This window comes from Streptomyces huiliensis, assembly GCF_020037025.1.
In the GTDB taxonomy this organism is placed as follows: Bacteria; Actinomycetota; Actinomycetes; order Streptomycetales; family Streptomycetaceae; genus Streptomyces; species Streptomyces huiliensis.
The window spans coordinates 26,283-47,940 of record NZ_JAIQLH010000079.1; the positions used below are offsets into that span (position 1 = coordinate 26,283).

Consider the following 21,658-nt stretch of genomic DNA (forward strand, 5'->3'; position numbering starts at 1 on the left):
ATCACGGCACGCGCACACGCGCGTTCAGCCCCAACAGCACCAAGGTGTCGTGGTGTTGCGCGCGACTGCCGGGTGTTCGGATCACCGGCGCACCCGGTGGCCGGCCGTCCGAGGGAACGGCTCCCATGACGGGGCGCCTTGAAACATTGTCTCCACAGAGCGGAGAGAACGTGTTCATCGCCTTCGTCACGGTCACCATTCTCGGTGTGGTCTTCAACGGTGCCGCCGCCGTCACCTACCTGATCGGCCACGAATACCCCAAGACCCAGGCGGACATGAAGGGCATACCCCGGAAGTACGTGCCGGTCCTGGGCCTGTTGCTGGCGGCCGGCACCGTGGGGCTGGGGGCCGGGCTCGCCGTGCCGGTGCTGGGGTCGCTCGCCGCCTGCGGGCTCATCCTCTACTTCATCGGGGCGATCATCGCCCATGTGCGGGTGGGCTCCCGCGACATCGTGGGCGGCATCGTGTTCCTGGCCACCGCGGTGGCCGTCCTCGTCCTGGGGCTGGCCCACCACGGATTCGCGTGACACCCGAGCGGCCCGCGCCTCCCCGAGGGGGCGGCGCGGGCCGCTCGGTGCCGGGCCGGGCTACAGTCCGGCCGCCAGGCGGCGGGAGAGCTCCACCCGGCGGGTCTTCAGCGTGGCGGTACGCGGCAGTTCGGCCAGCGGGATCCGGACGGGATCGGCCAGCAGGGGGTACGCGGCCGTGGCGGCGCGCCAGCGGTCCGTGTCCAGCGGCTCGTCGCGGTGGGTGCACACGACCGGGACCGCCGTGCCCTCGGGCCCCGGGACGACGACGACCTCGGCCAGCTCCGCCAGCCGGTCCAGCAGGACGTCCTCGATCTCCAGGTTGCTGCTCACCCCCGGGATCGCGTCGAACTCGCGGTCCAGCAGGTGCAGGCAGCCGAACAGCGTCCGGTAGCCCACGTCCCCCGTACGCCACCAGCCGTCGTGCAACTGGGCGTCGTAGCGCTCCCGCTCGCCGTGGTACGTCTTCGCCAGCCCGTCCCAACGGACCTCGATGAGGCCGGGGTTCCGGCGCGAGGGCCGCCCGCCGTCGCGGCTCACCAGCCGGACCCGGGCGCTGCCCGGCAGCGGGTAGCCCACGCAGCGGCCGTCCATCCAGCGGGCCAGCGGGCGGTAGTACGGCCGGCCGGCCGCCGGGCCGACCTCGCTCTGCCCGTAGATCTGGAAGAACTGCGCGCGCCGGGCGGAGGCGCCCAGCAGCCGGCGGACCGTCCTGGGGTGGATCGCGTCGAAGGTGCTGCTGAAGTACTTCACCGACGCGAACGGGCGGCGCGCGTCGTCGGCCAACTCCTCCCAGGCGAGGAAGGAGTTGGGCAGCGCCTCGATCAGCCAGGGCCGGCGCTCGGCGAAGAAGGCGGCGACGGCGTCCGGCTCCCCGTCCTTCACCAGCAGCGCGGGCATGCCCTGGAGGAGGCAGAGCGAGAGCGCTGCGAACGTCCTGGAGTGGCCGAAGGGGAGGTGGATGGCGACGGTGCCGCGCTTCCTCATCAGCCCCAGCAGGAACAGCTGTGGGCGCAGCCGGGCGCGCATCGTCCGCGGCGTGTGCACCACCAGCTTGGGCAGACCCGTGGTGCCGGAGGTGTGCGTGATCATGGCCGGCTCGTCCGGGCCGCGCAGCACCGGGCGTACCGGTACCGTGCCGTCCAGTGCGGCGAGCGCGACCGCGCCGGGGCCGGCGTCGCCCACGCCGATCACGCCCCGGGTGAGCTCCGTCAGGTCCACGCCGCCCTCGGTGAGGGCGCGGAGCCCGGGCCCGTCGGTGATCAGGTACGGCCGGTCCAGCCGGGCCAGCAACGCGGCGACGGACGCGGGGTCCAGGTGGTGCGAGAGCATGACCGGGACCGCGCCGACGCGCTCCACCGCCGTCGCGAGCAGCCAGAGGTCGAAGTTGGGGGCCTTGCAGATCACCACGTGGCGGCCGGGGCCCACTCCGCCGGCGGCGAGCCGGTTCGCAAGGTCCGCCACGGCGTCCGCCAGCCGCCGGACCGTCAGCCGGCGGCCGGCCTCCGGCAGGACGTCGAGGTCGTGGTCGAGGACGAGCGGCATCGCGCCGCGGACGCGCGCCGCCCGCTCCGGCACGACACCGAGGTAGAGGCCGTGCCGGTGCGGTGACGTGCGGGCCGCCGCGCGGCGGGGCTGGTACGACGACACGCTTCGCATGAAGGTCTTCCTTTGCGTGGGCCGGGCTGGGGTACGAACGGGCGGGGCTACGAACGGGTGGGGGTGCGAACGGGCGGGGGTACGCGGTGTGGGTACGGCGCGTGTCAGCGGTCGCGGTAGGCGACCCTGCCGGCCAGTTCCCCGAGGCGCAGGCGCCAGCGGTCCGGCAGGCCGGCGTCCGCCAGGGCGGCGCGGGCGTCGGCGACCAGGGCGTCGATCCGCGCCTCGACGTCCGCGCGCACGCCGGAGGCGAGCAGGGCGGCGCGGAGTCCGGCCGGGTCCCGGTCGGCGGAGCCGCCGCGTCCGACCAGCCGGGCGACCCGCGGGTCCCGGGCCGCGGCCAAGGCCACCAGCAGGGTCATCTTGTGCTGCCCTAGGTCCAGGCCGGCCGGCTTGCCGGTCGCCGCCGCGTCGCCGAACACGTCGAGCAGGTCGTCCCGCAGCTGGAACGCCTCGCCGGCGGCGACCCCGTACGCCTCGAAGGCCGGGTGCAGGTCGGGGCGGCCGGCGAGGGCCGCGCCGAGGGCGAGCGGGCGGTGGACGGTGTAGCGGCCGGACTTGCAGACGGCGACCCAGCGGGCCAGGTCCGGGTCGGCGTCCGACTCGGCGGCCAGGGAGAGGTCCAGCTGCTGACCGACGATCAGCTCCGCGACCAGCTCGTGCCACACCCGTGCCGCCGGTCCGGGCAGCCCGCCCGCGAGCCGGTTCGCGTAGCCGAGCGCCAGGTCCCCGGCGAGGATGGCGACGCCCTCCCCGTACCGGCGGGACTCCCCGGCCCAGACGTGCCGCGCATGGCGGGCGGCGTGCGCGGTGTGGGCGGTCGGGGCGCCGCGCCGGGTGGACGAGCCGTCCATGACGTCGTCGTGGAGGAGCGCGAAGGCGTGCAGCAGTTCGAGCGCGGCCGCCGCGTCGACGACCGCGTCGTCGGCGGCCGGAGCCGTTTCCGCGCCGGGGCGGGCCGCCAGGTAGCCGGTGACGCAGAACAGCGGGCGCAGCCGCTTGCCGCCCGCCACCACCAGCTCCGCGACGGCCGTGACCGGCACGGCCACCCGGGGGTCCACGGCACTCCAGCGCGCCCGCTCGGCGTTCAGCAGTTGCCCGATCCGCCGGTCGACGCGGTCGAGCAGCTTCCCGCAGGTCTCCTCGTCGGCGCCGCCGCGCTCCGCCGCCGCCCCGGCGACGGCCCCGGCGGCCTCCGCCGGCACCGGCCGCTCCGGCTGCCCGGATCGCTCCGAGCGGTCCCGTTCTCTCAGCACTCCGCCTCCCCCTGGCTCTGTTCGCCCCCTCGGCCCCCGCGGGCCCGCCCAAGAGGCGGCCCTGTCCCGCCCGTCGGCGGCCCTGACCCGCATCCTCGGCGCCGCCCCTTGCCGGGCAGTACGCGGCGGATTGGGATCCGCTTGGCGGCAAGGACGCGCCAATTCCGGGCCCAGCCGCCCCCAAGAAGCCGCTGACATGCTCCCTTCCGGAGGCCGGCCCGGCCCGGGGCGCGGATCGCGCGGTTCGCCGGGGACGCCCCGCCGCCGCGACGCGTCCGGCCCCCGGGGGCACCCCGGTCTCCGCTGTCCGCAGAGTTCCGCCGCCGGCGCGGCCGGCCAGGCCGCGCCGGCGGTCCACCCGAGAGAGCGACACCACATGAGCGGTCTCATCGTCCCGCCCGGCCACGGCCGGAGACTCTCCACGAAAGCGCAGGACGTGACCTTCAAGGTCACGGCCGCGGACGGCTCCGCCGCCTCCGTGTTCGAGGTGGTCGTGCCGCCGGGCTTCGACGTCGGCGCCCACACCCACAGCCACTCCCAGGAATTTTTCTACGTCCTGGAAGGGGAGTTGGAGCTCCTCGCCTTCGAGCCCGCCGAGCGGACCGGGGACACCTGGCACGACTGGGAGTCGCCGAGCGGCGACCGGCCCGTCCGGGCGACCGCGGGCAGCTGCATGTTCGTGCCGCCGGGCACCCCGCACGCGTTCCGGAACCCCACGGACCGGCCGGCCCGGATGCTGTTCCAGAGCTCTCCCTCGCCGGACCACGAGCGCTACTTCGAGGAGATCGTCGAGATCTTCGCCGCCGGCCGGTCCGTGGACTCCGCGGCCGTGGAGCGGATGCGCGAGCGGTACGACGTACAGCAGATCACCCCGCTCCGCTACACCCCGCCCGTCCCCGCGCCGGCCGGGCGGGCCTGATGGCGGTGACGGCCGAGGAGGCCGTCCCACTCGTCCACGCCAGCCTGGGCGAACGGGAACTCGCGGCGGTGGCCGAGGTGTTCGCCTCGGGCTGGCCCGCCGGCCAGGGCCCGAAGGGCAAGGCGCTCGAAGCCCTGCTGAAGAGCCGCTACGGCGTCGGCGACGCGGTCGCGCTGAGCAACTGCGGGGCCGCCCTGCACCTGGCCGTGCTGGCGCTCGGCGTCGAGCCCGGCGACGAGGTGATCGTCGCCGACCACACCTTCCCCGCCCCGGCCCACGCGGTGCGCTACGCCGGCGCTACGCCCGTCTTCGCGGACGTGCGCCGCGACACCGGCACCATCGACCCCCGGGCGGTGGCGGACCTGATCGGTCCGCGCACGGTCGGCGTGATCGCGGTGGACACCGTCGGACTGCCCGCCGACTACGCCGAGTTGACGGCCCTGACCGACCGCCACGGCCTCTTCCTCGTCGAGGACGCCGCCTGCGCGGTCGGCGCCACCTACCGGGGCCGCCCGGCGGGCACGCTCGCACCGGTGGCCTGCCTGTCGTTCCACGGCCGCAAGGGCGCCACCAGCGGCGAGGGCGGGGCGCTGCTCGCCACCGACCCGGCCGTCGGGGCGGCGGCCCGGCTCCGGTCGTCGTTCGGCATCGGCAGCATCTACGACCAGGCGCGGGAGGCCGGCCTGCCGATCCCCTCGTTCACCGAGATCGGCTACAACTACAAGCTGTCCGACATCGCCGCCGCGATCCTCCTGGTGCAGCTGGAGCGGGTCGGCGAACTCCTGGACCGCCGGACCGCGGCCGCGGCGGCGTACGGGCGGCTGCTCGCCGACGAGGAACTGCTCACGCTGCCGCACGTGCCGGCGGACCGCACCCACGCCTGGCAGTCCTACCTGGTGACCCTCGACCCGCGGGTCGACCGCTCCGGGCTCGCCGCCGCGCTGCGCGCCCGGGGCATCGGCTGTGGCCACGGCACCTGGGCCTGCCATGTGCAGCCGGTCTTCGACACCGGGCGGAGCTGTCCCGTCTCGGCGGACCTCTTCCAGCGCAACCTGGCCCTTCCCCTGCACGCGGAGCTCCGCCCGGACCAGGTCGAACGGGTCGCGGAGGTCCTGCGGGCCGAGCTGCGGAACCACCTGCGCCCTCCGAACTGACCGAGGCAAGAGGCAGAGACATGTCGTCACTTACCAAGCCTGCTGAACTTTCCGAGTTTCCAGAGCCCGCCGAGAAACAGCCGCCGGACGCGCCCGTCCTGTGCAGACCCGCGGTACGCGTGCCGGAGTACACCATCACCATGGAACAGACGCTGGAGTTCGCCGAGCGGACCCACGCGGGAAAGCCCCAACTGCCGCTCGCCCTCCGCTTGATAAGGAACACCGGCGTGCGGAAGCGGCACCTGGTGCAGCCGATCGAACAGACCCTGGAGCACCCGGGCTTCGAGGAGCGCAACCGGATCTACGAGACCGAGTCGAAGAAGCGCTGCCCCGACGTCGTCGAGGAGGCGCTGGCCAACGCCATGCTGCGGGCCGAGGACATCGACGCGATCGTCTACGTGTCGTGCACCGGCTTCATGATGCCCTCGCTCACCGCGTGGCTCATCAACACCATGGGGTTCCGGTACGACACCCGGCAACTGCCCATCGCCCAGCTGGGCTGCGCGGCGGGCGGGGCGGCGATCAACCGGGCCCACGACTTCTGCGCGGCCCACCCGGACAGCAACGCGCTGATCGTCTCGTGCGAGATGTGCTCGCTCTGCTACCAGCCCGACGCCGACGACATCGGCTCGCTGCTGTCCGACGGCCTGTTCGGGGACGCGGTGGCGGCGGCCGTGGTGCGCGGCCGGCAGGACCCCGGCGTCACAGGTGTCCGGCTGCGGCGCAACGCCTCGTACCTCATCCCGAACACCGAGGAGTGGATCTCCTACGCCGTGCGCGGCACCGGATTCCACTTCCAGCTCGACCGGCGGGTGCCGGGCACCATGGAACCGCTCGCCCCGGTGCTGCGCGACCTCGCCGCGGGCCACGGCTGGGACGCCGCGGACCTGGACTTCTACATCGTCCACGCCGGCGGCCCGCGGATCCTGGACGACCTCGCCCGCTACCTGGGGGTCGACCGCGAGGTCTTCCGGCACAGCTGGGGGACGCTGACCGAGTACGGGAACATCGCCAGCGCGGTGGTGCTGGACGCGCTGCGCCGACGGTTCGAGGAGGGGCCGCTGCCGACGGGCGCCACCGGCGTGATCGCCGGCTTCGGTCCCGGCATCACCGCCGAAATGGCCCTGGGCACCTGGGTCGACGGCACGGACGGCGGGCGTCCCGCGGCCGGGGCCGCACGGCGTCCGTACGCGGGGAGGACCGCATGACCGGCGCGCAGGACGGCCCCACCTCGGACCGCGTCATGCGGATGATCAACGGATACTGGGCCACCGGCGTCCTCGGGACGGCGGCGACGTACGACCTGTTCACGCACCTGGAGGACCTGGAAGAGGAGGGCGCCACCCCGGCGGAACTGGCCGGGCGCGCCGGGATCGCGCCGCGCGGCGCGCAGGCGCTGCTGGACAGCCTGGTCGCCCTGGACCTGGTGGCGGTGGCGGAGGGCCGCTACCGCAACACCCCGGAGGCGTCCGCCTTCCTCGTGGCGGGCCGGCCGGAGTCGCTGACCGGGTTCGCCCGCCTCAAGATGGGCCACCTGGCCTCGCTCGCCGCGCTGCCCGACGTGGTGCGCGCCGGCGGGCCGGTGGCGGACGCGGTGGTGGAGATCGCCGACAACCCGCACTGGGAGCGGCTCGTCCAGGCCCTGGCCGCGCAGACCGTACCCGTGGCGCGCCTCGCCGCCGAGGCGCTCGGGCTGGCGGACGCCGGGAAGATCTCGGTCCTCGACATCGGCGGCGGCTCGGGGGTCTGCTCGGCCGTCTGGCTGGGGCTCAACCCCGAGGCCCGCGCCGTCCAGGTCGACTGGGCTCCCATCAACGCGATCGCCCGGCGGCTCCTGGCGGAGCAGGGCGTGGGCGAGCGGGTGGACCACGTCGACGGGGACTTCCACACCGTCGACTTCGGCGAGGACGAGCACGACGTCGTCATGTACTCGAACATCGCCCACCAGGAGGGGCCCGAGGACAATCAGGCGGTCTTCGCCCGGGCCCGCCGGGCGCTGCGGCCCGGCGGCACGCTCGTCGTCTCGGACTACGTCGTCGACGACGACCGTGCCGGCCCGCCCTTCGCGCTGACCTTCGCCGGGGAGATGCTCCTCAAGAGCCGGCACGGCTCCACGTGGCGGCGGCGCGACTACCGGCAGTGGCTCACCGCCGCCGGGTTCGAGGACGTCCGCTTCCTGGAGACCCCGTCGCCGACCACGCTCGTCCTCGCCCGCTGACAGGGGAAACCTCCGGCGCGGCGGCCCCTTTGGGGGCTGTCGCGCCGGAGGTGGCGGCGGGTCCGCGCTAGGAGCGCTCGAGCTCCGGTGCCTGGCGCAGGATCTCCCGCTCCAGGTGCCGGAGCGCGGGGCTGGGCGAGATGCCCAGGTCGTCCACCATCTTCTTCTGGTGGAGCCGCAGCACGGACAGGGCGTCGGCCTGCCGGCCCGCCCGGTACAGGGCGAGGCTCAGCAGCTCGTAGCCGTACTCGCGCAGGGGGTGGGCCTGGGTGAAGGCCACCAGTTCGGGCACGGCCATCTCGTGGTTGCCCACCGCGATGAGGGTGGCGCAGCGGCTCTCGGTGACCGAGAGGCGCAGTTCCTCCAGGCGGACGGCTTCGGGGGCGACGTGCGGGGCGGTGGCCGCCTCCGCGTACGCCTCGCCGCGCCACAGGTCGAGGCCGGCCTCGAAGGCGTGCAGCGCGCGCTGCGGGTCACCGCGGTCGAGCGCCTGCCAGCCGGCGGTGGCGTTCTCCCAGAAGCGGTGGGCGTCGACGTGGACGGCCCGGCTGTCGAGCAGGTAGCCGCGGCCGCGGGTGCACAGCACGGTCGCGGGGGTGCGCGGGGCCCGGTCCGGCTCCAGGACGCGCCGGAGGTTGGCGATGTACGCGTGGAGCGACGTGATGGCCGACTGTGGCGGGCGGCCGTCCCACAGCGCCTCCACCAGCACGTCCACCGAGACCGGCTGGCCCACCTGGCTGACCAGCAGCACGAGTGCCGCGCGCTGCTTGGGCGCGCCGAGGTCCACCCACCGGCCGCCGACGGCCGCCTCGACCGGGCCGAGCACCCGGAACTCCACCCCGGCGTCCGGCACGGGACGCGGCGGTGGTCCGTACGCGGCCGGGCCGTCCTGTCCGGAGAGGTGCGGGACGGGGTCGTCCGGGCGCCGGGGGGAGCCGGTGTCGAGGTCGAGGGCCTTGCTGACGTACTGCTTGAGGGTCTCGTTCGCACGCTGCAACTCCCGCACCTCGCGCTCCAGTTCGGCGATGCGCCGGGCGCCTCCGCCGTCCGGGCCGCCCGTCGTCCCCTGCGGGGGGCCGGCCTGCCGTCCGCGCCGTCCGACGGCCACCGGGACGGTGGTCATGGTGCCGTGGCGGACGTCGCCGCCCGTCCTGTCCAACGTGTCCATCGCGTCCATCGTCTTCGCACTCCTAGGGTCCGCCCTGAAGGTGTGTGCCCGGACCTGCCCCGGACCGCGCGGGTGGTGGCCGCCGCTACGGGCCCGCCCCGGCGGTCAGGCGCCGCTGTACGCGGGCGTCTGGCCGGACTCGCCGGCCGGTGCCGGGGCGTCGTCGCGGCGCCGGAACAGCGCGCCGGGCCACCACATCCAGCGGCCCGTGTCCAGGACGAGCGCGGTGACCAGGACCGAGCGCACCACGACGGTGTCGAGCAGCACGCCGAACGCCACCGTGAAGCCCAGTTCCACCGCGAAGACCAGCGGCAGCGAGGCCATCGCCGCGAAGGTGCCGGCCAGCACCACGCCCGCCGAGGTGATCACGCCGCCGGTGGAGGTCAGGCCGGTGAGCGCGGCACGCCGGGTGCCGAGCGACAGCGCGTCCTCGCGGATCCGGGTCACCAGGAAGATGTTGTAGTCGATGCCCAGCGCGACCAGGAACACGAAGGCGAGCAGCGGGAACGAGGCTTCGGCCCCGGCCAGTCCGAGCACGTGCTCGAACACCAGGCTGCTCACGCCGAGCGCCGCGCCGAACGACAGCAGCACCGTGGCCATCAGCAGCAGGGGCGCGATCACCGCGCGCAGCAGCACGCCCAGGATGAGCAGCACCACGAGCAGCACGATCGGGATGATCACCTTGGAGTCGCGGGTCGCGGCGTTCTCCGTGTCGACCATGATCGCGGTGCTGCCGCCGACCTGGGCGTCCGCGCCCTCGATCCGGTGGACCGCGGTCCTGGCGCGTTCGACGGTGCGCCGCGCCGCCGCGCTGCTGGGCTCGTCCTTCAGCTGGGCGAGCAGCACCGCTCCGCCGTCCCGGACCACCGGCTCCGCGACGGAGCCGATGCCGGGCACCTCCGCGAGCGCCGTCCGTACCCGGCCGGCCGCGCCGGCCTCGGCGACGACGTAGACGGGATCGCCCGATCCGGCCGGGAAGTGGGCGGCCCGGACCTCCTCGGCCACCGCCATCCGCGGCTTTCCGGTGAACTGGTCCTTGTTGGCCAGGCCCGAGGCGTCGAGCCCGAGCGTGCCGAGGGCCATCGCGGCGAGCACCACGACGGTGCCCGCCCAGACCAGCCGCGGGCGGCCCGAGATGGCGTTCCCGACGCGGGTCCAGACGCTCTCCTTCGTCACCTGCTCGGCGCCGTACACCGGTTTCACCGGCCAGAAGATCCACCGGCCGCAGGCGACGAGCAGGGCCGGCATCAGCGTCGTCATGGCGAGCAGGCCGACCAGGACGCCGATGGCGCAGGCCGGGCCCATGCCCTTGGTGGAGTTGAGGACGGCGAGCATCAGCAGCATCAGGCTGATCGCGACGGTCGCCGCGCTGGCCACGATCGCGGGTCCGGAGCGGTAGAGGGCCTCGGCCATCGCCTGGTGCCGGTCCTCGTGCCGCGCCAGTTCCTCCCGGTAGCGGGAGATCAGCAGCAGCGCGTAGTCGGTGGCGGCGCCGAAGATGAGCACGACGAGGATGAAGCCGGTCTGTTTGTTGACGACGAGGCCGGCGTTGTCGGCCAGCAGGTAGATCAGGGCCTTGGCCGCCGTCAGCGCCACGCCGACGGTGATCAACGGCAGCAGGGGCAGCAGTGGGCTCCGGTAGGTGAGCAGCAGGATCGCGACCACGACGAGCGCGGTGATCGTGGTGAGCGCGCCGCCGCCGCCGAACGCCTTGATGGAGTCGGCGCCGTAGCCGGCCGGGCCCGCGACGTGGAAGCCGAGGCCGTCCGCGCCGTCCTCGCCGACGTCGGTCATCGCGTCGACGACCTTGCCGAGCCCTTCCCAACCGGACTTGTCCTTGTGGACCTGGACGACGGTCTGGAGGGCCTTGCCGTCCTGGGACGCGACCGGCCCCTGCGGGGTGCCGACGACGTTCTCGATGCCCTGGAACGCCTTGGCGTCCGCGCGCGCCTTGGCCAGATCCGCCTGGGTGACCCCGGCGGCCCGTTCGTAGACCACGATCGCGGGCACGGAGTCGACCGGCGTCACCTTCCGGGCGCGTTCGACGACGGCGGTGGACTCGGCGTTGCCGGGCAGCCAGGCCGAGTTGTCGTTCTCCTCCGCGTCACCGAGCTTGCCGGCCAGCATCAGCGCCGGGACCAGGACGACGGTCCAGAGCGCGATGACGACCCACTTGCCCACCCTTCCACTGGGCAGGGCGGCCAGTTTTCGCAGCATGTCTGTGTCTCCGTGTTCCGTGGGAGTGGACCGCGTCTCTCAGCCGCCCAGGTGCCGGACGCGCGCGCGGGCGTGCCCGAACGCGAGCAGCACCGGGATGTCGGTGAGCAGCGGGAAGTGGTACGCGAAGGGGCGCGGGCCGACCATGTCGGGCGGGCCGCCGTAACTGCCGTCGGCCTTCTGCCGCTCCAGCAGCCAGGTCAGCGCGGCGCCGACGGGCCGCGGGTCGTCGGCGTGGCAGAGGGTGATCAGGCCGTAGGCGGTGCTGATGTCGTCGCTGGGGTCGCCGGGCCGCATGCCCCAGCCGCCGTCGGCGTTCTGCGTCGCGCGCACCGTCCGCTCGATCCGCGCGGCCATGGCGGCGGTGCGCGCGTCGTCCGGGCCCGCCGTGCAGGCGGCGAGCCGCACCCGGAACAGGCTGTGCAGCCGGCTGCGGCTCCAGCCCGGCTCGAAGCCGCCGTCGGCGTGCTGGCTGTCGGCGAGGAACGCCAGGGCCTTCGCCCGCCGCGGTGCGGCGGCGGGGTGCGGGCCGAGCGCGCAGACCGCGGCGGCCGTCATGCACGGTTCGGAGGAGGCGCCCTCGACGTAGGTCGGGAAGCCGCCGTCCGCGCCCTGCACGGCCAGCAGCGCGGCCACCCCACCGGCTATCGTCCCGGCGTGCGCGGCCGGGGCGACCGCCTGGAGGAACTCCAGGGCGCAGGAGGTGTCGTCGACGTCGTTCTGCGCGACGAGCGGCGACATCGACCAGCCGCCGGTCAGCGCCTTGCCGCGGGAGAGCGAGGGCAGCGGCGCGCCGCCCCGCCGGGCGGCGAGCGTCCCGGCCATCCGGCGCAGCAGCGCCGGGTCGGCGCCGGCGGCGTGCAGGGCGAGGCCGCCGGTGGAGGTGCACCAGTTGTGCATCTCCAGGACGAACGGGAAGCCGCCGTCGGTGCGTTGGTGGCGCAGCAGCGTCGCGAGGCCGCGGCGCACGGTCTCCTCGTGGCCGGGGGTGCCGGCCAGCGCGTGCAGCACCAGCAGGTGCATCAGCGCGTAGCCCTCCCACACCGTGCCGGCGGGGTCGGTGGCCAGGAGGGTGTCCAGGGCTGCCGCGGTGGCCCGGTTCCGTTCGCCGAGGGCGCCGGCGATGATCAGGGTGATGGCCGCCTGCTGGACGGCGGCCCAGGAGTGCAGCGGGTCGGTGGGCACCCGTCCGCCGCCCGGGAGTCCGGCGTCGGCGGGCAGCGGGCAGCCGAGTACCGAGAGCACCGCGTAGACCATCAGGCGGCGGCGGGTGGAGATGAAGCCCGGCGCGGCGTCGAGGACGCCCGACGCCAGGGTGCCGGCGAGGGCGCCGTCGCCGCCGGGGTCCCGGCCCGCGGCGAGTCCGACGGCCCGCGAGGCGAGCACCCGGTCGAGCGCGTCCGGGGACTCCTGGTGGCCGCGCAGGTAGCCGAGGAGGCGGCCGCGGGCCGGGCCGTCCGTGCCCGTCCTGGCCATCAGCGACAGGGCGAGCGCCGATTCCAGCACTCTGCTCTCGCACTGCTCGCGTATCGCGCCGTCGTCGTCGGTCCTGCCGCCGACGTACGCGACCAACCGGGCCGTGGCCCGGCGCACCTCGTCGGGGGAGACCCCGTCGGGCAGGGGCAGCGGGGCCGGGCGCGCCGGGTCCGCGATCTTCATGGAGTGCTCCTTCCGAACCGGCCAGAAGGCCGCCGGGTACGTGGGGTGGCGGACCGTGGGGTGGCGGACGGCCCGGCGGCCGTCAGCCGATGCCCTGGGCGAACCGGAAGAACCGGTGTGGGTCGTACTTCCGCTTGATGCGCGCCAGCCGGGCGTGGTTCTCGGCGTAGTACGAACGCCGCCAGTCCGGCAGGCGCGGGTCGATGAAGTTCTGGTACGTCTCGCCGTTGGAGTACGGGTCGATCACCGAGAAGCCGCGGTCGACGTACTCCCATGCGGCGGACCTGGCCTCCTGCGGGACCGGCCCGGCGGTGTTCGAGGTGAGGTAGCTGACCGAGAAGAGGCTGTCGCGGTGGACGTAGGCGGTGGCGTCGCGGCGCACGGTGTTGACACGGCCGCCGAGGGCGGAGATCTGCAACTGGCGCATCTGGCCGGGGAACCGGCTCGCGTCGAACGCCTTCAGCGCCTTCGCCCAGCCCTCGCGCGGCATCGTCCGCCCGAACAGTCGGCTGCGCCAGGCCCCGAACGCCGGGCGCTGGAGCGTCCCGCCGGGGGTCGTGTCGGAGCGGTGGCACTGCTGGGCGGTGAGCTCGGAGCACTGGTACAGCGACATCAGGACGGACTTGTACGGTGCGGTGAACTGCCGCCGCGCCACCGGGGGGCGGCCGACCAGCGAGACCAGGCGGGCGATCTCGTCGTCGAACCCCTTGCCGGTGTCCACCGAGCCCAGGAAGACGGCGGCGGTCGGCACCGTGCCGGGGCCGGCGTCGGTCAGTGTGACGTTGACGCCGCTGCCGATCGTCCACGGCGCGTCGGGCAGCCACCGGGTCCAGCCGTCGAGCATGTCCAGTGCCTGGTCGAAGGTCCAGACGAGGTTGACGGCGGCCACGTCCGTCAGCGGCGAGGGGGTGACCTCGTACGAGGTGACGATCCCGAAGTTGCCGCCACCGCCGCCGCGCAGGGCCCAGAAGAGGTCGCTGTTGCGGTGCGGCGAGGCGGTGACCGTGCGGCCGTCGGCGAGGACCACCTGCGCGGCGGTCACCTTGTCGGAGGCGACGCCGATGCTGCGGGTGAACAGGCCCATGCCGCCGCCCTGGAGGAAGCCGCCGGCCGCGACGGTGGGGCAGTATCCGATGGACAGGCCGAGGCCGGCCGGGGCGAGCGTGTCCGCGATGTCGACGGACTGGGCGCCCGGCCCCACCCGCACCGAACGCTCGCCGCGCACCACGGAGTTGAGGCCCGACACGTCGACTACCAGGCCCTGGGTGGTCGAGTATCCGCCCGCGCTGTGGCCGCCGCTGCGCGCGGCGACGGGTATGCCGTACGCCTCGGCGAAGCGCACGCAGGCGGCGACGTCGGCGGCGGAGGCGCAGTAGGCGACCGCGCGGGGGCTGACGGTGTCGAACTGGACCTGGTACAGCTGCTTGGCGCGCTGGTAGTCCGCGTCGGACGGGAGCACGAGGCGCCCTTGGAGCCGGTCGGCGAGCCGTCCCCAACGGGTGTTCGTGACAGTCGACTTGGGCTGCGCGGCGCCGGTCAGTGCCGTGACGGCCAGCGCGGCACCGCCGGTGCCGGCGAGGAAGGACCTTCTGTCGATCATGCTGCTTCTTCCGTGGGGGTCAGGGGGTTCGGGAGGGCGGTGCGGGCGGTCACGGCGCCCGGTGCCCCAGGACGAGGGCGAGCGCACCGGTCAGGGCTTCCGCGGGGTCCGCCGCGGCGCCCGCGGCGCGCCAGGCCACGTGCTGGTCGGGCCGTACGAGGAGGGCGCCACCGGCGCCGGCGCCGTCCGTCCCGCGCAGGCGCGCCCATGTGCCGTCGGCGTCGGTGTACTCCGCGCCCTCGCCGTCGGCGCCGATCCGGACGACGGTCACGGGGACGGAGAGCTTCTCGGCCGCCGTCGCGGCGGCCTCGGTCCACGCCTCCCCGTCCGCCCCGGTGATCAGCACGAAGCCCGCGTCGGGGCCGACCAGGTCGTGGGTGGACACGCGCCGGCCGTCGCGCTCGGCCCAGGCGTGCGGCAGCAGGTGCCCCGGACGCGTCGTGGGCCGGTACTCGTCGCCCAGCGGCGCGCGGGCCGGCGGCCGGCTGCCGTCCGGGACGACCGCGCCCTGCTCGTAGGCGAAGCCGGTCTCCACGTCGAGGGCCTGGCACTCGCCGCGGTGGGTGGCGAAGATCTCCGCCGCTCTGGCGCGCTGCGCGGCGCCGACCGGGGTCGGCGAGAAGTAGGAGAAGAACGCGGGCGTGCGGCGCTCCGGCGGCACGTGCGGGCCGAGGCCGACGGCGGCGTCGATGACCACCTGGTGGTGCGCGGCGGCGGACATCGCCCAGCCCAGGTTGGCCTGGCCGACGGGCCGGCGCTCGGCCTCGTAGGTGTCGAGCAGGTCCTCGCCGGCGCGACCGGAGAGCACCCCGGCGAGCTTCCAGGCGAGGTTGTGCGCGTCCTGGATGCCGCTGTTGAGGCCGAGGCCGACGGCGGGCGGCTGGCGGTGGGCGGCGTCGCCGACGAGGAACGCCCGGCCGTGGCGGTAGCGTTCGGCGAGCACGGCCTCCACGCTCCAGCTCGTCACGTCGTGCAGGGTGAGTTCGAGGTCGGGCAGGCCGAGGACCTCGCGGATGCGGCCGGTGACCGCCTTCTCGTCGGTGCGGTCGATGCCGGCGAGCGGCAGGTGGAGTCCCCACTCCTCGCAGTGCTTTCCCCAGGTGGGGCCCATCTCGATGAGGGCGCTGGAGAGGTCGGGGCGGTAGGGGTTGAGGAACCAGGTGATGACCGAGCCCCCGGTCCACCAGGCGGAGAGGTCGGCGGAGAAGTAGGCCGTGGTGGCGTCGAAGAGGGCGGGCAGGCCCTCCATGCGGACGCCGAGGGCGGGGCCGACCGTGCGGCCGGCGTCCGCCGCGATCACGTAGCGCGCCGTGACCGTGGTGACGCCGCCGGTCTCCACGCAGCGGATCTCGGCGGTGACGTCCTCGCCGTCGCCGTTCTCGGTGAGCGAGACCAGCTCGTGGCCGAACCGGACGTGTCCGGGGTTGCGCTCCTCCGCGTGGCGCCGCAGCACCGGTTCCAGCCGCAGCTGAGGCAGTTTGGCCGGCAGCGCGGGGCCCGCCGCCTCGTACCGCTCGCGCAGCGCGCCGCCGCCGAAGCCGTCCATCTCGTGGATGACCCGGCCGTCGAGCGGGCCGGGCCCGGTGAGCGTGGTCTGCCAGCGGACCGTGCCGAACTGCTCGGGTGACGCGGCCCGTTCGGCCACGTCGTCCGCCAGGCCGTGCTGGCGGAAGATGCCCATGGTGCGCTGGTTGACGTAGTGCGCCTTCGGCAGGCGCGAGGTGTCCGCGCGGCGCTCGACCAGCAGGTGGTCGACGCCGTGGCCGGAGAGGAAGACGGAGGCTGCCAGCCCGGAACCGCCGCCGCCCACGATCAGTACCGGGACTTTCAGGGTGCTCACGATCGGTCCTTCCGAAGGAGGGAAAGGGAAGAAGACAGGGGGAGGTGAGGGGCCGCGCCGGTCACACCGGGTCCGCGAGGGCCCCTTCGGGGAGCCGCATGATGTCCCGCACGCCGGAATCCCAGCGGTAGTAGGACTGGAGCTTGTAGTACTCGCCGTCGGGCTGGGAGGCGACGGCGTAGACGAACCGGGTGTCCGGGTCGGCCCGCCGCACGTGGCGGACGAACCGCCCGATCCGCTCGTCGAGTTCGACGGGCAGGGAGAACGGATCCGTCGTCGCCACGGCGAAGCAGATCCGCTCGATGACCGGCGAGTCCCAGGTGAGCGTCACGTACACGCCGAAGGCCCGGCGGCCGAGCCGGAGCATCTGCTCGCTCGGTTCCGCCTGGTCGACCTCGCGGAGCATGGCGCGTACGGACTCGGGGGCGATGCCCCCGGCGGGCGGCTCGCCGAAGTAGACGTTCACGGTGCGGTGGCGGTAGTCGATGCCGAGCAGGCCCACGGTGTCGCCCAGGCCGTGCCGGGCGACGAAGCCGAGGCTCTCGCCCAGGGCGCGGGGCATCGACGGGAGGCCGGCGAGTCCGCGGACGTCCTGGAGCGCGGTGCGGGGCAGCACCGCCCAGATCTTCTTGAAGCCGCCCACGACACCGAAGTCGATGCCGTAGCCGTCCACGGGACAGTGGGCGCTCAGTTCGGCCAGCAGCCGGCCCACGGGGTGGCCGGTCTCCTCCAACAGCCCGTGTTCCAGGGCGAGTCGGTAGGGGTCGACGTCCCGCGGCACCGTGAACCGGCAGTCGAGCTCGCCCGTGCGGTGCGCGCCGGTGGACACCCGGAACGCGACCACGGCCCGGGTGAGGTCGCCTCCGTACACGTCCAGGACGCGCCGCACGTCGTCGCGCGCGTAGTCCACCTCCAGCAGCCCGGCCGCCTCCTCGATGGCCGAGCGGAGGGCCTCGGCGGCGCTCCCCCGGGTGGTCGGGTCGGGCTCGCTCACGGCAGTCACCATCCTTGTGTTCGTGGCGGCCGGTCTCGGCCGCCGGTCGGGAACCCGGCTGTCCGGCGGGCCGGCGCTCCCGCCGCGCAGCATCCGCAGATAGGCGCCGCTGAGCCGCCGGCCGGGCAGGACGCCGAGTTGTTCGTCGAGGATCCGGCGGCCCTCGCCGTAGACCCGGACGGCCTCGGCCTGCCGGTCGGAGCGGTCCAGCGCGGTGATGAGCTGGGCGCGCAGGGTCTCGTCCGTGGGGAAGCGGGCGACCAGGGACAGGAGTTCGGGCACCAGCGAGCGGTGCCTGCCGAGCGACAGGTCCGCCTCGATCCGGCGCTCCAGCGTCCGCTTCCGCAGGGCTTCCAGCCGCGGGCGCTCGTACCGCAGCAGATGCTCGGTCGTGTTCTCCAGGGCCTGTCCGCTCCAGCGGCCGAGTGCGGCGCCGAGCAGTCCCGACGCTTCGTCGTGGCGGTTTTCCCCGAGCGCCTGCCCGCCGAGCCGCTCGAGCCGCTCGAAAGCGAGCAGGTCGACCTCCGCCCCCCGGCCGTCGAAAACGTAACCCGTTCCTTTCCGGTGGATGCGCGCCCCGTTTCCCAGCGCTTTCCTGAGCCGGGAGACATGGGTGTAGAGCTGGGCGGGCGCCGTGGGCGGGGGCGCGTCTCCCCACAGCGCGGCGCTCAGCCGCCGGTCGGCGACCGGCGCGCCGCGCGCGAGCAGCAGCACCGCGAGTACGGTGTGGACCTTCGTCCCGGCCAGCGGGACCGCCGCGCCGGCCCGGGTCGCGGAGACCGGGCCGAGCAGCCGGAAGGCGAGCGGTCCGGGCGTCTCGGCGTCCGGGCCGTCCCGGCCGACGTCCTTTTCGACGGGCCGGGAAGCGGCACCAGTGGAATGCGGCACAGCGCGATCTCCGTCCCGTGGCATCTCCTGGGAACAACCTGCCAGGACCCTAACCCCGGGTTCTCTCCGCGCGTTATCGGATCGATTTCGAGCACGCGAAACGGCGGCGAAAGCGCGTCAAAAGCGCGCTCCTCTAGAATGTCGGAGGAAAACCGTTCCACGTACTTCGGAAAACTGGGAAAACAATTCCGGCGCATCCATGAGGAGTTTCCTTCATGCGCAGACCCCGTACCCGTACGGTCACCAGGACGCCCGCCGGCACCGCGCCCGTCCCTCCGCAGCTCCCCGGCTCCGGGGCGGACGACGACGACCTGCCCTGGACGTGACGTGTCCGCGCGCCCCGGCGGATCGGGGTGCGCGGGTCAGCGGTGGGCCACGTCGCGTCAGCGGTCGGCGAGCAGGCAGGCCAGGACCGCTCCCTCGATGGGACGGACCGCGTCGTGCGACTCCAGGGCCTCGCGCAGCCGGCCGACACGCCGCTCCCACGTCGGCGCGTTGAGCGTACGGAACTCCTCCTGGGCCCAGTCCAGCGGCTCGCCCGCGCCCGCGCCGCCGCGGACCGCGTCCGCGCAGGCGAGGTGGGTGACGATGCGGGCCTGCAGGAACCGGTCACCCACCTCTTCGGCGAGGCGCAGCGCGAGCAGCAGGCTGGCGCGGGCCTTGTGCGGCTCGTGCTGCCGCCACTGGGCCTCGCCGAGGGCGCACAGGCCGTGGGCCTCGCCGAGCCGGTCACCCTGGCCGCGGGCGAGCCCCACCACGTCGTGGCAGACCCGCTCGGCCTGCGCGGAGCGGCCCGCGCCGAGCAGCGCCTCCGCGAGCCGGTAGAGGTTCTGGGTGCGGCTGCGCAGCGAGCCCGCCTGGTAACTGACCTCGATCGCCTGGTTGCTGAGCTCCACGCCGCGTTCCGGGTCGCCCTGCTCGATCTCGATCTGGGCGAGCAGCCCCAGCGCGTGGGAGAGGCCGGAGTCGTCGCCGGCCCGCCGGAACAGCGTCAGGGACTCCTCGCAGTAGCGGGCCGCCTCGGTGAGGTCGCCGTAGAAGCGGGCGCACACCGCGAGGTTGCGCCGCACGATGGCCCGGCCCTGGATGTCGTCGCTCCGCTCCAGGCAGGACAGCGCGGTGAGCAGCCGCTCCCGCGCCTCCTCGTAGCGGCGCTGGTAGATGGCGAGGGTGCCCAGGGAGCGGAGCATGGTGCCCGCCCCGCGGGTGTCGCCGGCGTGCCGGGCGCCCTCCAGGGCGCATTCGGCGGTGCGCCGCCAGTCCTCCAGGTGGTTGCGGATCTCGTAGAACGGGACCATGCCGACGGCGAGGTGCCAGGCGCGTTCCGTCCGGCCCTCGCGCACCGCCTGCGCGACGAGCGCGCCGAGCGCCTCCCGCTCGGCCTCGAACCACTCGATGGGTTCGGCGACGAGTTCGCTCACCGTCTCGCCCGGGACCGTCCCGGCGGACGCCGGGCCGCCGTGCGGGGCGTCGCCCTTGCCGTACAGCTGCTCCTGGGCCGCGCGCACCAGCGTGAGCACCGCGTTCAGGACCCGGTCCAGGGTCCGTTCGCGCTCCTGCTCGTCGTCCTCGGCCAGGCACCGCTCGCGGGCGAACCGGCGCAGGGCGTCCGGGAAGCGGAAGCGGCTCGTGCCGCCGTGCCCCGGCCGGACGTCGAGGAGCCGGGCGGCGACGAGGCGGTGGAGCACGTCCTCGGACGCCCGCGGGCCGACGCCGAGGACGGGGACGCCGATCCAGGCCGGGAAGTCGGGCCCGTCCAGCATGCTCAACTGCCGGTAGAGCCGGGCGTCCTGCACCGAGAGGGCCCGGTAGCCGATCCAGGCGCTCGACCGGACCCCGCTCTCGCCGGGGCTGAGCATGCTCACGCGCTCGCGGCGGTCCTCCATCCGCGCCGCCATCTGACGCAGCGTCCACCGGTCGTCGGACAGCAGCCGGGTGGCGACGACCCGCAGGGCCAGCGGAAGCCGGTCGCACAGGTCCACCAGGCGCTCGGCCGCAGTCCGTTCGGCCGCCATCCGGTGTTCCCCGATCGTGGCGGTGAGCAGGTCCAGGCCCTCGGCCCGGCTCATGACGCCCAGTTCCACCCGGACCAGGGACGCCCCGGCGAGGCCGTGCAGCGGGTCCCGGCTGGTGACCAGGGCCCGGGCTGGGCCGCGGCCGGGCAGCAGGGGGCGGACCTGCGCCGCGGAGCGGGCGTCGTCGAGGACGACGAGCAGCCGTCTGCCGTCGAGGGCGCCGCGGTAGAGCGCCGCGCGGTCCTCCAGGCCGGCGGGGATCGCGGTGCCGGGCACGCCGAGCGCGCGGAGCGCCTGCTCCAGGGCGGCCGCGGGGGATCCGGGGCCGCCGTGCGGGTCCCGGAGGTCCAGGTGGAGGCGGCCGTCGGGGAAGTGCTCCGCCATGCGGTCGGCCCAGTGCAGGGCCAGCGCGCTCTTGCCGACGCCGGCCGGGCCGCATATCGCGGCGACGCCGGCCGGCGTGCCGTCGGCGTACCCCCGTGACGAGGGCACGAGCCGCTCCAGGAGCCGCAGTTCGCCCTCGCGTCCGACGAACGGCTCGGGGGGCAGGGGGATGCGGTGCGGCACGGTGGCGGGGACGGGGGCTTCGGCGGGCACGGAGGCAGGGGTGGCGGCGGTGTCCGGCGCGGCGGCGGTGTCCGGCGCGGCCGTGACGCGCTCCTCGCCCGCCAGCACCTCGCGGTGCGCCTCCCGCAGTTCGGTGCCGGGCTCGACGCCCAGCTCGGCGACGAGGACGCGGCGCCCCTCGCGGTAGCAGTCCAGCGCTTCGGACCGGCGGCCCGACAGGTGGTACGCCCGCATGAGGAGGGCGCGGGCGTACTCGCGCAGCGGGTGTTCGGCGACGACCGGCGCCAGCCACTCCACCACCGACCGGTAGCGGCCCTGCCGGAGCCGGACGGCGGCGTACTCCTCGGTCAGATTCGTCCGCAGCTCGGAGATCCGGCCGACCGCGCCGCTGAGCGCGCCGCCGTCCAGGCCGTCGAGCACCGGCCCCGACCAGAGCGCGAGGGCGTGTTCGAAGCGGGCCGCGGCCTCGTTCGCGTCCCCCGCCTCGACGGCGGCCCGGGCAGCCGCGGCCGACGCGTACAGGTCGGCCACGTCGACGTAGTGGCTCTCGCTGTGCAGGACGTAGCCGGGCAGCTGCGTCTCGATGAGGCCGTCCGCGCCCGCCTCGTCGCGGAAGGTCCTGCGCAGCGCGGAGACACAGATGGCGATCTGGTTGCGCGCGGTGGCGGGCGGGTCGCCGGACCAGACGGCGTCCGCGAGCGCGTCGACGGAGACGGCGCGTCCCGGGGTGAGCAGCAGCAGGGCCAGTAACGTGCGCTGCCGGGCGCTGCGCAGGAGCAGTGGTCTGCCGTCCACGCTCACCTTGAGCGGCCCCAGCACCTGAAACGACAATCGGGGCGCCACCCAGCCTCCCTCCAGGACCCGCACGCCCCGCCCCCCGCGAAGACATTGCCAATTCATTGTGTGGAGCGGATCTGATCTCGACAACATACTTGTACGAGAACTCACTGTGCGTGCCTGGCAGTTGGGGTTGACCT

14 protein-coding genes are annotated in these 21,658 nt (G+C 74.5%); 5 read left to right on the forward strand and 9 right to left on the reverse strand.

The annotated features are described in order from the left end of the window. The first annotated feature begins 125 nt into the window (after positions 1-125). On the forward strand, positions 126-527 hold the full coding sequence (locus JNW98_RS15970; RefSeq protein WP_372459256.1) for a DoxX family protein: 402 nt from the start codon (positions 126-128) through the stop codon (positions 525-527). Between the two features lie 60 nt (positions 528-587). On the opposite strand, the gene JNW98_RS15975 is transcribed toward JNW98_RS15970, so the two are convergent. After that, positions 588-2,186 carry a class I adenylate-forming enzyme family protein gene (locus tag JNW98_RS15975; RefSeq protein WP_223768891.1) on the reverse strand — a complete coding sequence of 533 codons (1,599 nt, stop codon included), beginning with the start codon at positions 2,184-2,186 and terminating at the stop codon, positions 588-590. A gap of 104 nt (positions 2,187-2,290) precedes the next feature. After that, positions 2,291-3,442: a polyprenyl synthetase family protein gene (locus JNW98_RS15980; protein WP_308015615.1), complete on the reverse strand. Its 1,152-nt coding sequence runs from the start codon at positions 3,440-3,442 to the stop codon at positions 2,291-2,293. A 376-nt stretch (positions 3,443-3,818) separates the two neighbouring features. Between JNW98_RS15980 and JNW98_RS15985 the strand changes: the two genes are divergently transcribed. From JNW98_RS15985 to JNW98_RS16000, 4 genes are all read left to right on the forward strand, one after another. After that, positions 3,819-4,361, forward strand: a complete 543-nt coding sequence (locus tag JNW98_RS15985; protein WP_223768892.1) for a cupin domain-containing protein — start codon at positions 3,819-3,821, stop codon at positions 4,359-4,361. Continuing rightward, a complete protein-coding gene (locus JNW98_RS15990; protein ID WP_223768893.1) occupies positions 4,361-5,515 on the forward strand; it encodes a DegT/DnrJ/EryC1/StrS family aminotransferase in 1,155 nt (384 codons plus the stop codon). The genes JNW98_RS15985 and JNW98_RS15990 overlap by 1 nt, the downstream gene beginning before the upstream one ends. Positions 5,516-5,655: 140 nt before the next feature. Continuing rightward, complete coding sequence (locus JNW98_RS15995) at positions 5,656-6,723, forward strand: type III polyketide synthase (protein WP_223768894.1); 1,068 nt, start codon at positions 5,656-5,658, stop codon at positions 6,721-6,723. Continuing rightward, on the forward strand, positions 6,720-7,733 hold the full coding sequence (locus JNW98_RS16000) for a class I SAM-dependent methyltransferase (RefSeq protein WP_223768895.1): 1,014 nt from the start codon (positions 6,720-6,722) through the stop codon (positions 7,731-7,733). The genes JNW98_RS15995 and JNW98_RS16000 overlap by 4 nt, the downstream gene beginning before the upstream one ends. Before the next feature lie 67 nt (positions 7,734-7,800). On the opposite strand, the gene JNW98_RS16005 is transcribed toward JNW98_RS16000, so the two are convergent. The 7 genes from JNW98_RS16005 to JNW98_RS16035 form a co-directional block, all read right to left on the reverse strand. Beyond that, positions 7,801-8,901 carry an AfsR/SARP family transcriptional regulator gene (locus JNW98_RS16005; RefSeq protein WP_223768896.1) on the reverse strand — a complete coding sequence of 367 codons (1,101 nt, stop codon included), beginning with the start codon at positions 8,899-8,901 and terminating at the stop codon, positions 7,801-7,803. A 105-nt stretch (positions 8,902-9,006) separates the two neighbouring features. Next, positions 9,007-11,118 (reverse strand): MMPL family transporter, encoded by a 2,112-nt coding sequence (locus JNW98_RS16010; protein WP_223768897.1) that lies wholly within the window; start codon positions 11,116-11,118, stop codon positions 9,007-9,009. Positions 11,119-11,157: 39 nt separating this feature from the next. Further along, positions 11,158-12,777 (reverse strand): prenyltransferase/squalene oxidase repeat-containing protein, encoded by a 1,620-nt coding sequence (locus tag JNW98_RS16015; protein WP_223768898.1) that lies wholly within the window; start codon positions 12,775-12,777, stop codon positions 11,158-11,160. A gap of 82 nt (positions 12,778-12,859) precedes the next feature. After that, the gene (locus JNW98_RS16020) at positions 12,860-14,377 is read right to left on the reverse strand and encodes an FAD-binding oxidoreductase (protein ID WP_223768899.1); all 1,518 of its coding nucleotides are present in this window, start codon (positions 14,375-14,377) and stop codon (positions 12,860-12,862) included. Between the two features lie 49 nt (positions 14,378-14,426). Further along, positions 14,427-16,217, reverse strand: coding sequence for an FAD-dependent monooxygenase (locus JNW98_RS16025; protein ID WP_223768900.1), 1,791 nt, complete (start codon positions 16,215-16,217; stop codon positions 14,427-14,429). Positions 16,218-16,278: 61 nt separating this feature from the next. Then, the gene (locus JNW98_RS16030) at positions 16,279-18,099 is read right to left on the reverse strand and encodes an aromatic prenyltransferase (RefSeq protein ID WP_223768901.1); all 1,821 of its coding nucleotides are present in this window, start codon (positions 18,097-18,099) and stop codon (positions 16,279-16,281) included. Positions 18,100-18,482: 383 nt separating this feature from the next. Then, a complete protein-coding gene (locus tag JNW98_RS16035; protein ID WP_223768902.1) occupies positions 18,483-21,524 on the reverse strand; it encodes an AfsR/SARP family transcriptional regulator in 3,042 nt (1,013 codons plus the stop codon). Between the last annotated feature and the right edge of the window lie 134 nt (positions 21,525-21,658).

Bases quoted from the DNA above. Each gene is read 5' to 3' on its own strand.
- JNW98_RS15975 (WP_223768891.1), bottom strand. From the start codon at position 2,186: ATGCGAAGCGTGTCGTCGTACCAGCCCCGCCGCGCGGCGGCCCGCACG.
- JNW98_RS15970 (WP_372459256.1), top strand. From the start codon at position 126: ATGACGGGGCGCCTTGAAACATTGTCTCCACAGAGCGGAGAGAACGTG.
- JNW98_RS15985 (WP_223768892.1), top strand. From the start codon at position 3,819: ATGAGCGGTCTCATCGTCCCGCCCGGCCACGGCCGGAGACTCTCCACG.
- JNW98_RS15990 (WP_223768893.1), top strand. From the start codon at position 4,361: ATGGCGGTGACGGCCGAGGAGGCCGTCCCACTCGTCCACGCCAGCCTG.
- JNW98_RS16020 (WP_223768899.1), bottom strand. From the start codon at position 14,377: ATGATCGACAGAAGGTCCTTCCTCGCCGGCACCGGCGGTGCCGCGCTG.
- JNW98_RS16000 (WP_223768895.1), top strand. From the start codon at position 6,720: ATGACCGGCGCGCAGGACGGCCCCACCTCGGACCGCGTCATGCGGATG.
- JNW98_RS16015 (WP_223768898.1), bottom strand. From the start codon at position 12,777: ATGAAGATCGCGGACCCGGCGCGCCCGGCCCCGCTGCCCCTGCCCGAC.
- JNW98_RS15995 (WP_223768894.1), top strand. From the start codon at position 5,656: ATGGAACAGACGCTGGAGTTCGCCGAGCGGACCCACGCGGGAAAGCCC.
- JNW98_RS16010 (WP_223768897.1), bottom strand. From the start codon at position 11,118: ATGCTGCGAAAACTGGCCGCCCTGCCCAGTGGAAGGGTGGGCAAGTGG.
- JNW98_RS16005 (WP_223768896.1), bottom strand. From the start codon at position 8,901: ATGGACACGTTGGACAGGACGGGCGGCGACGTCCGCCACGGCACCATG.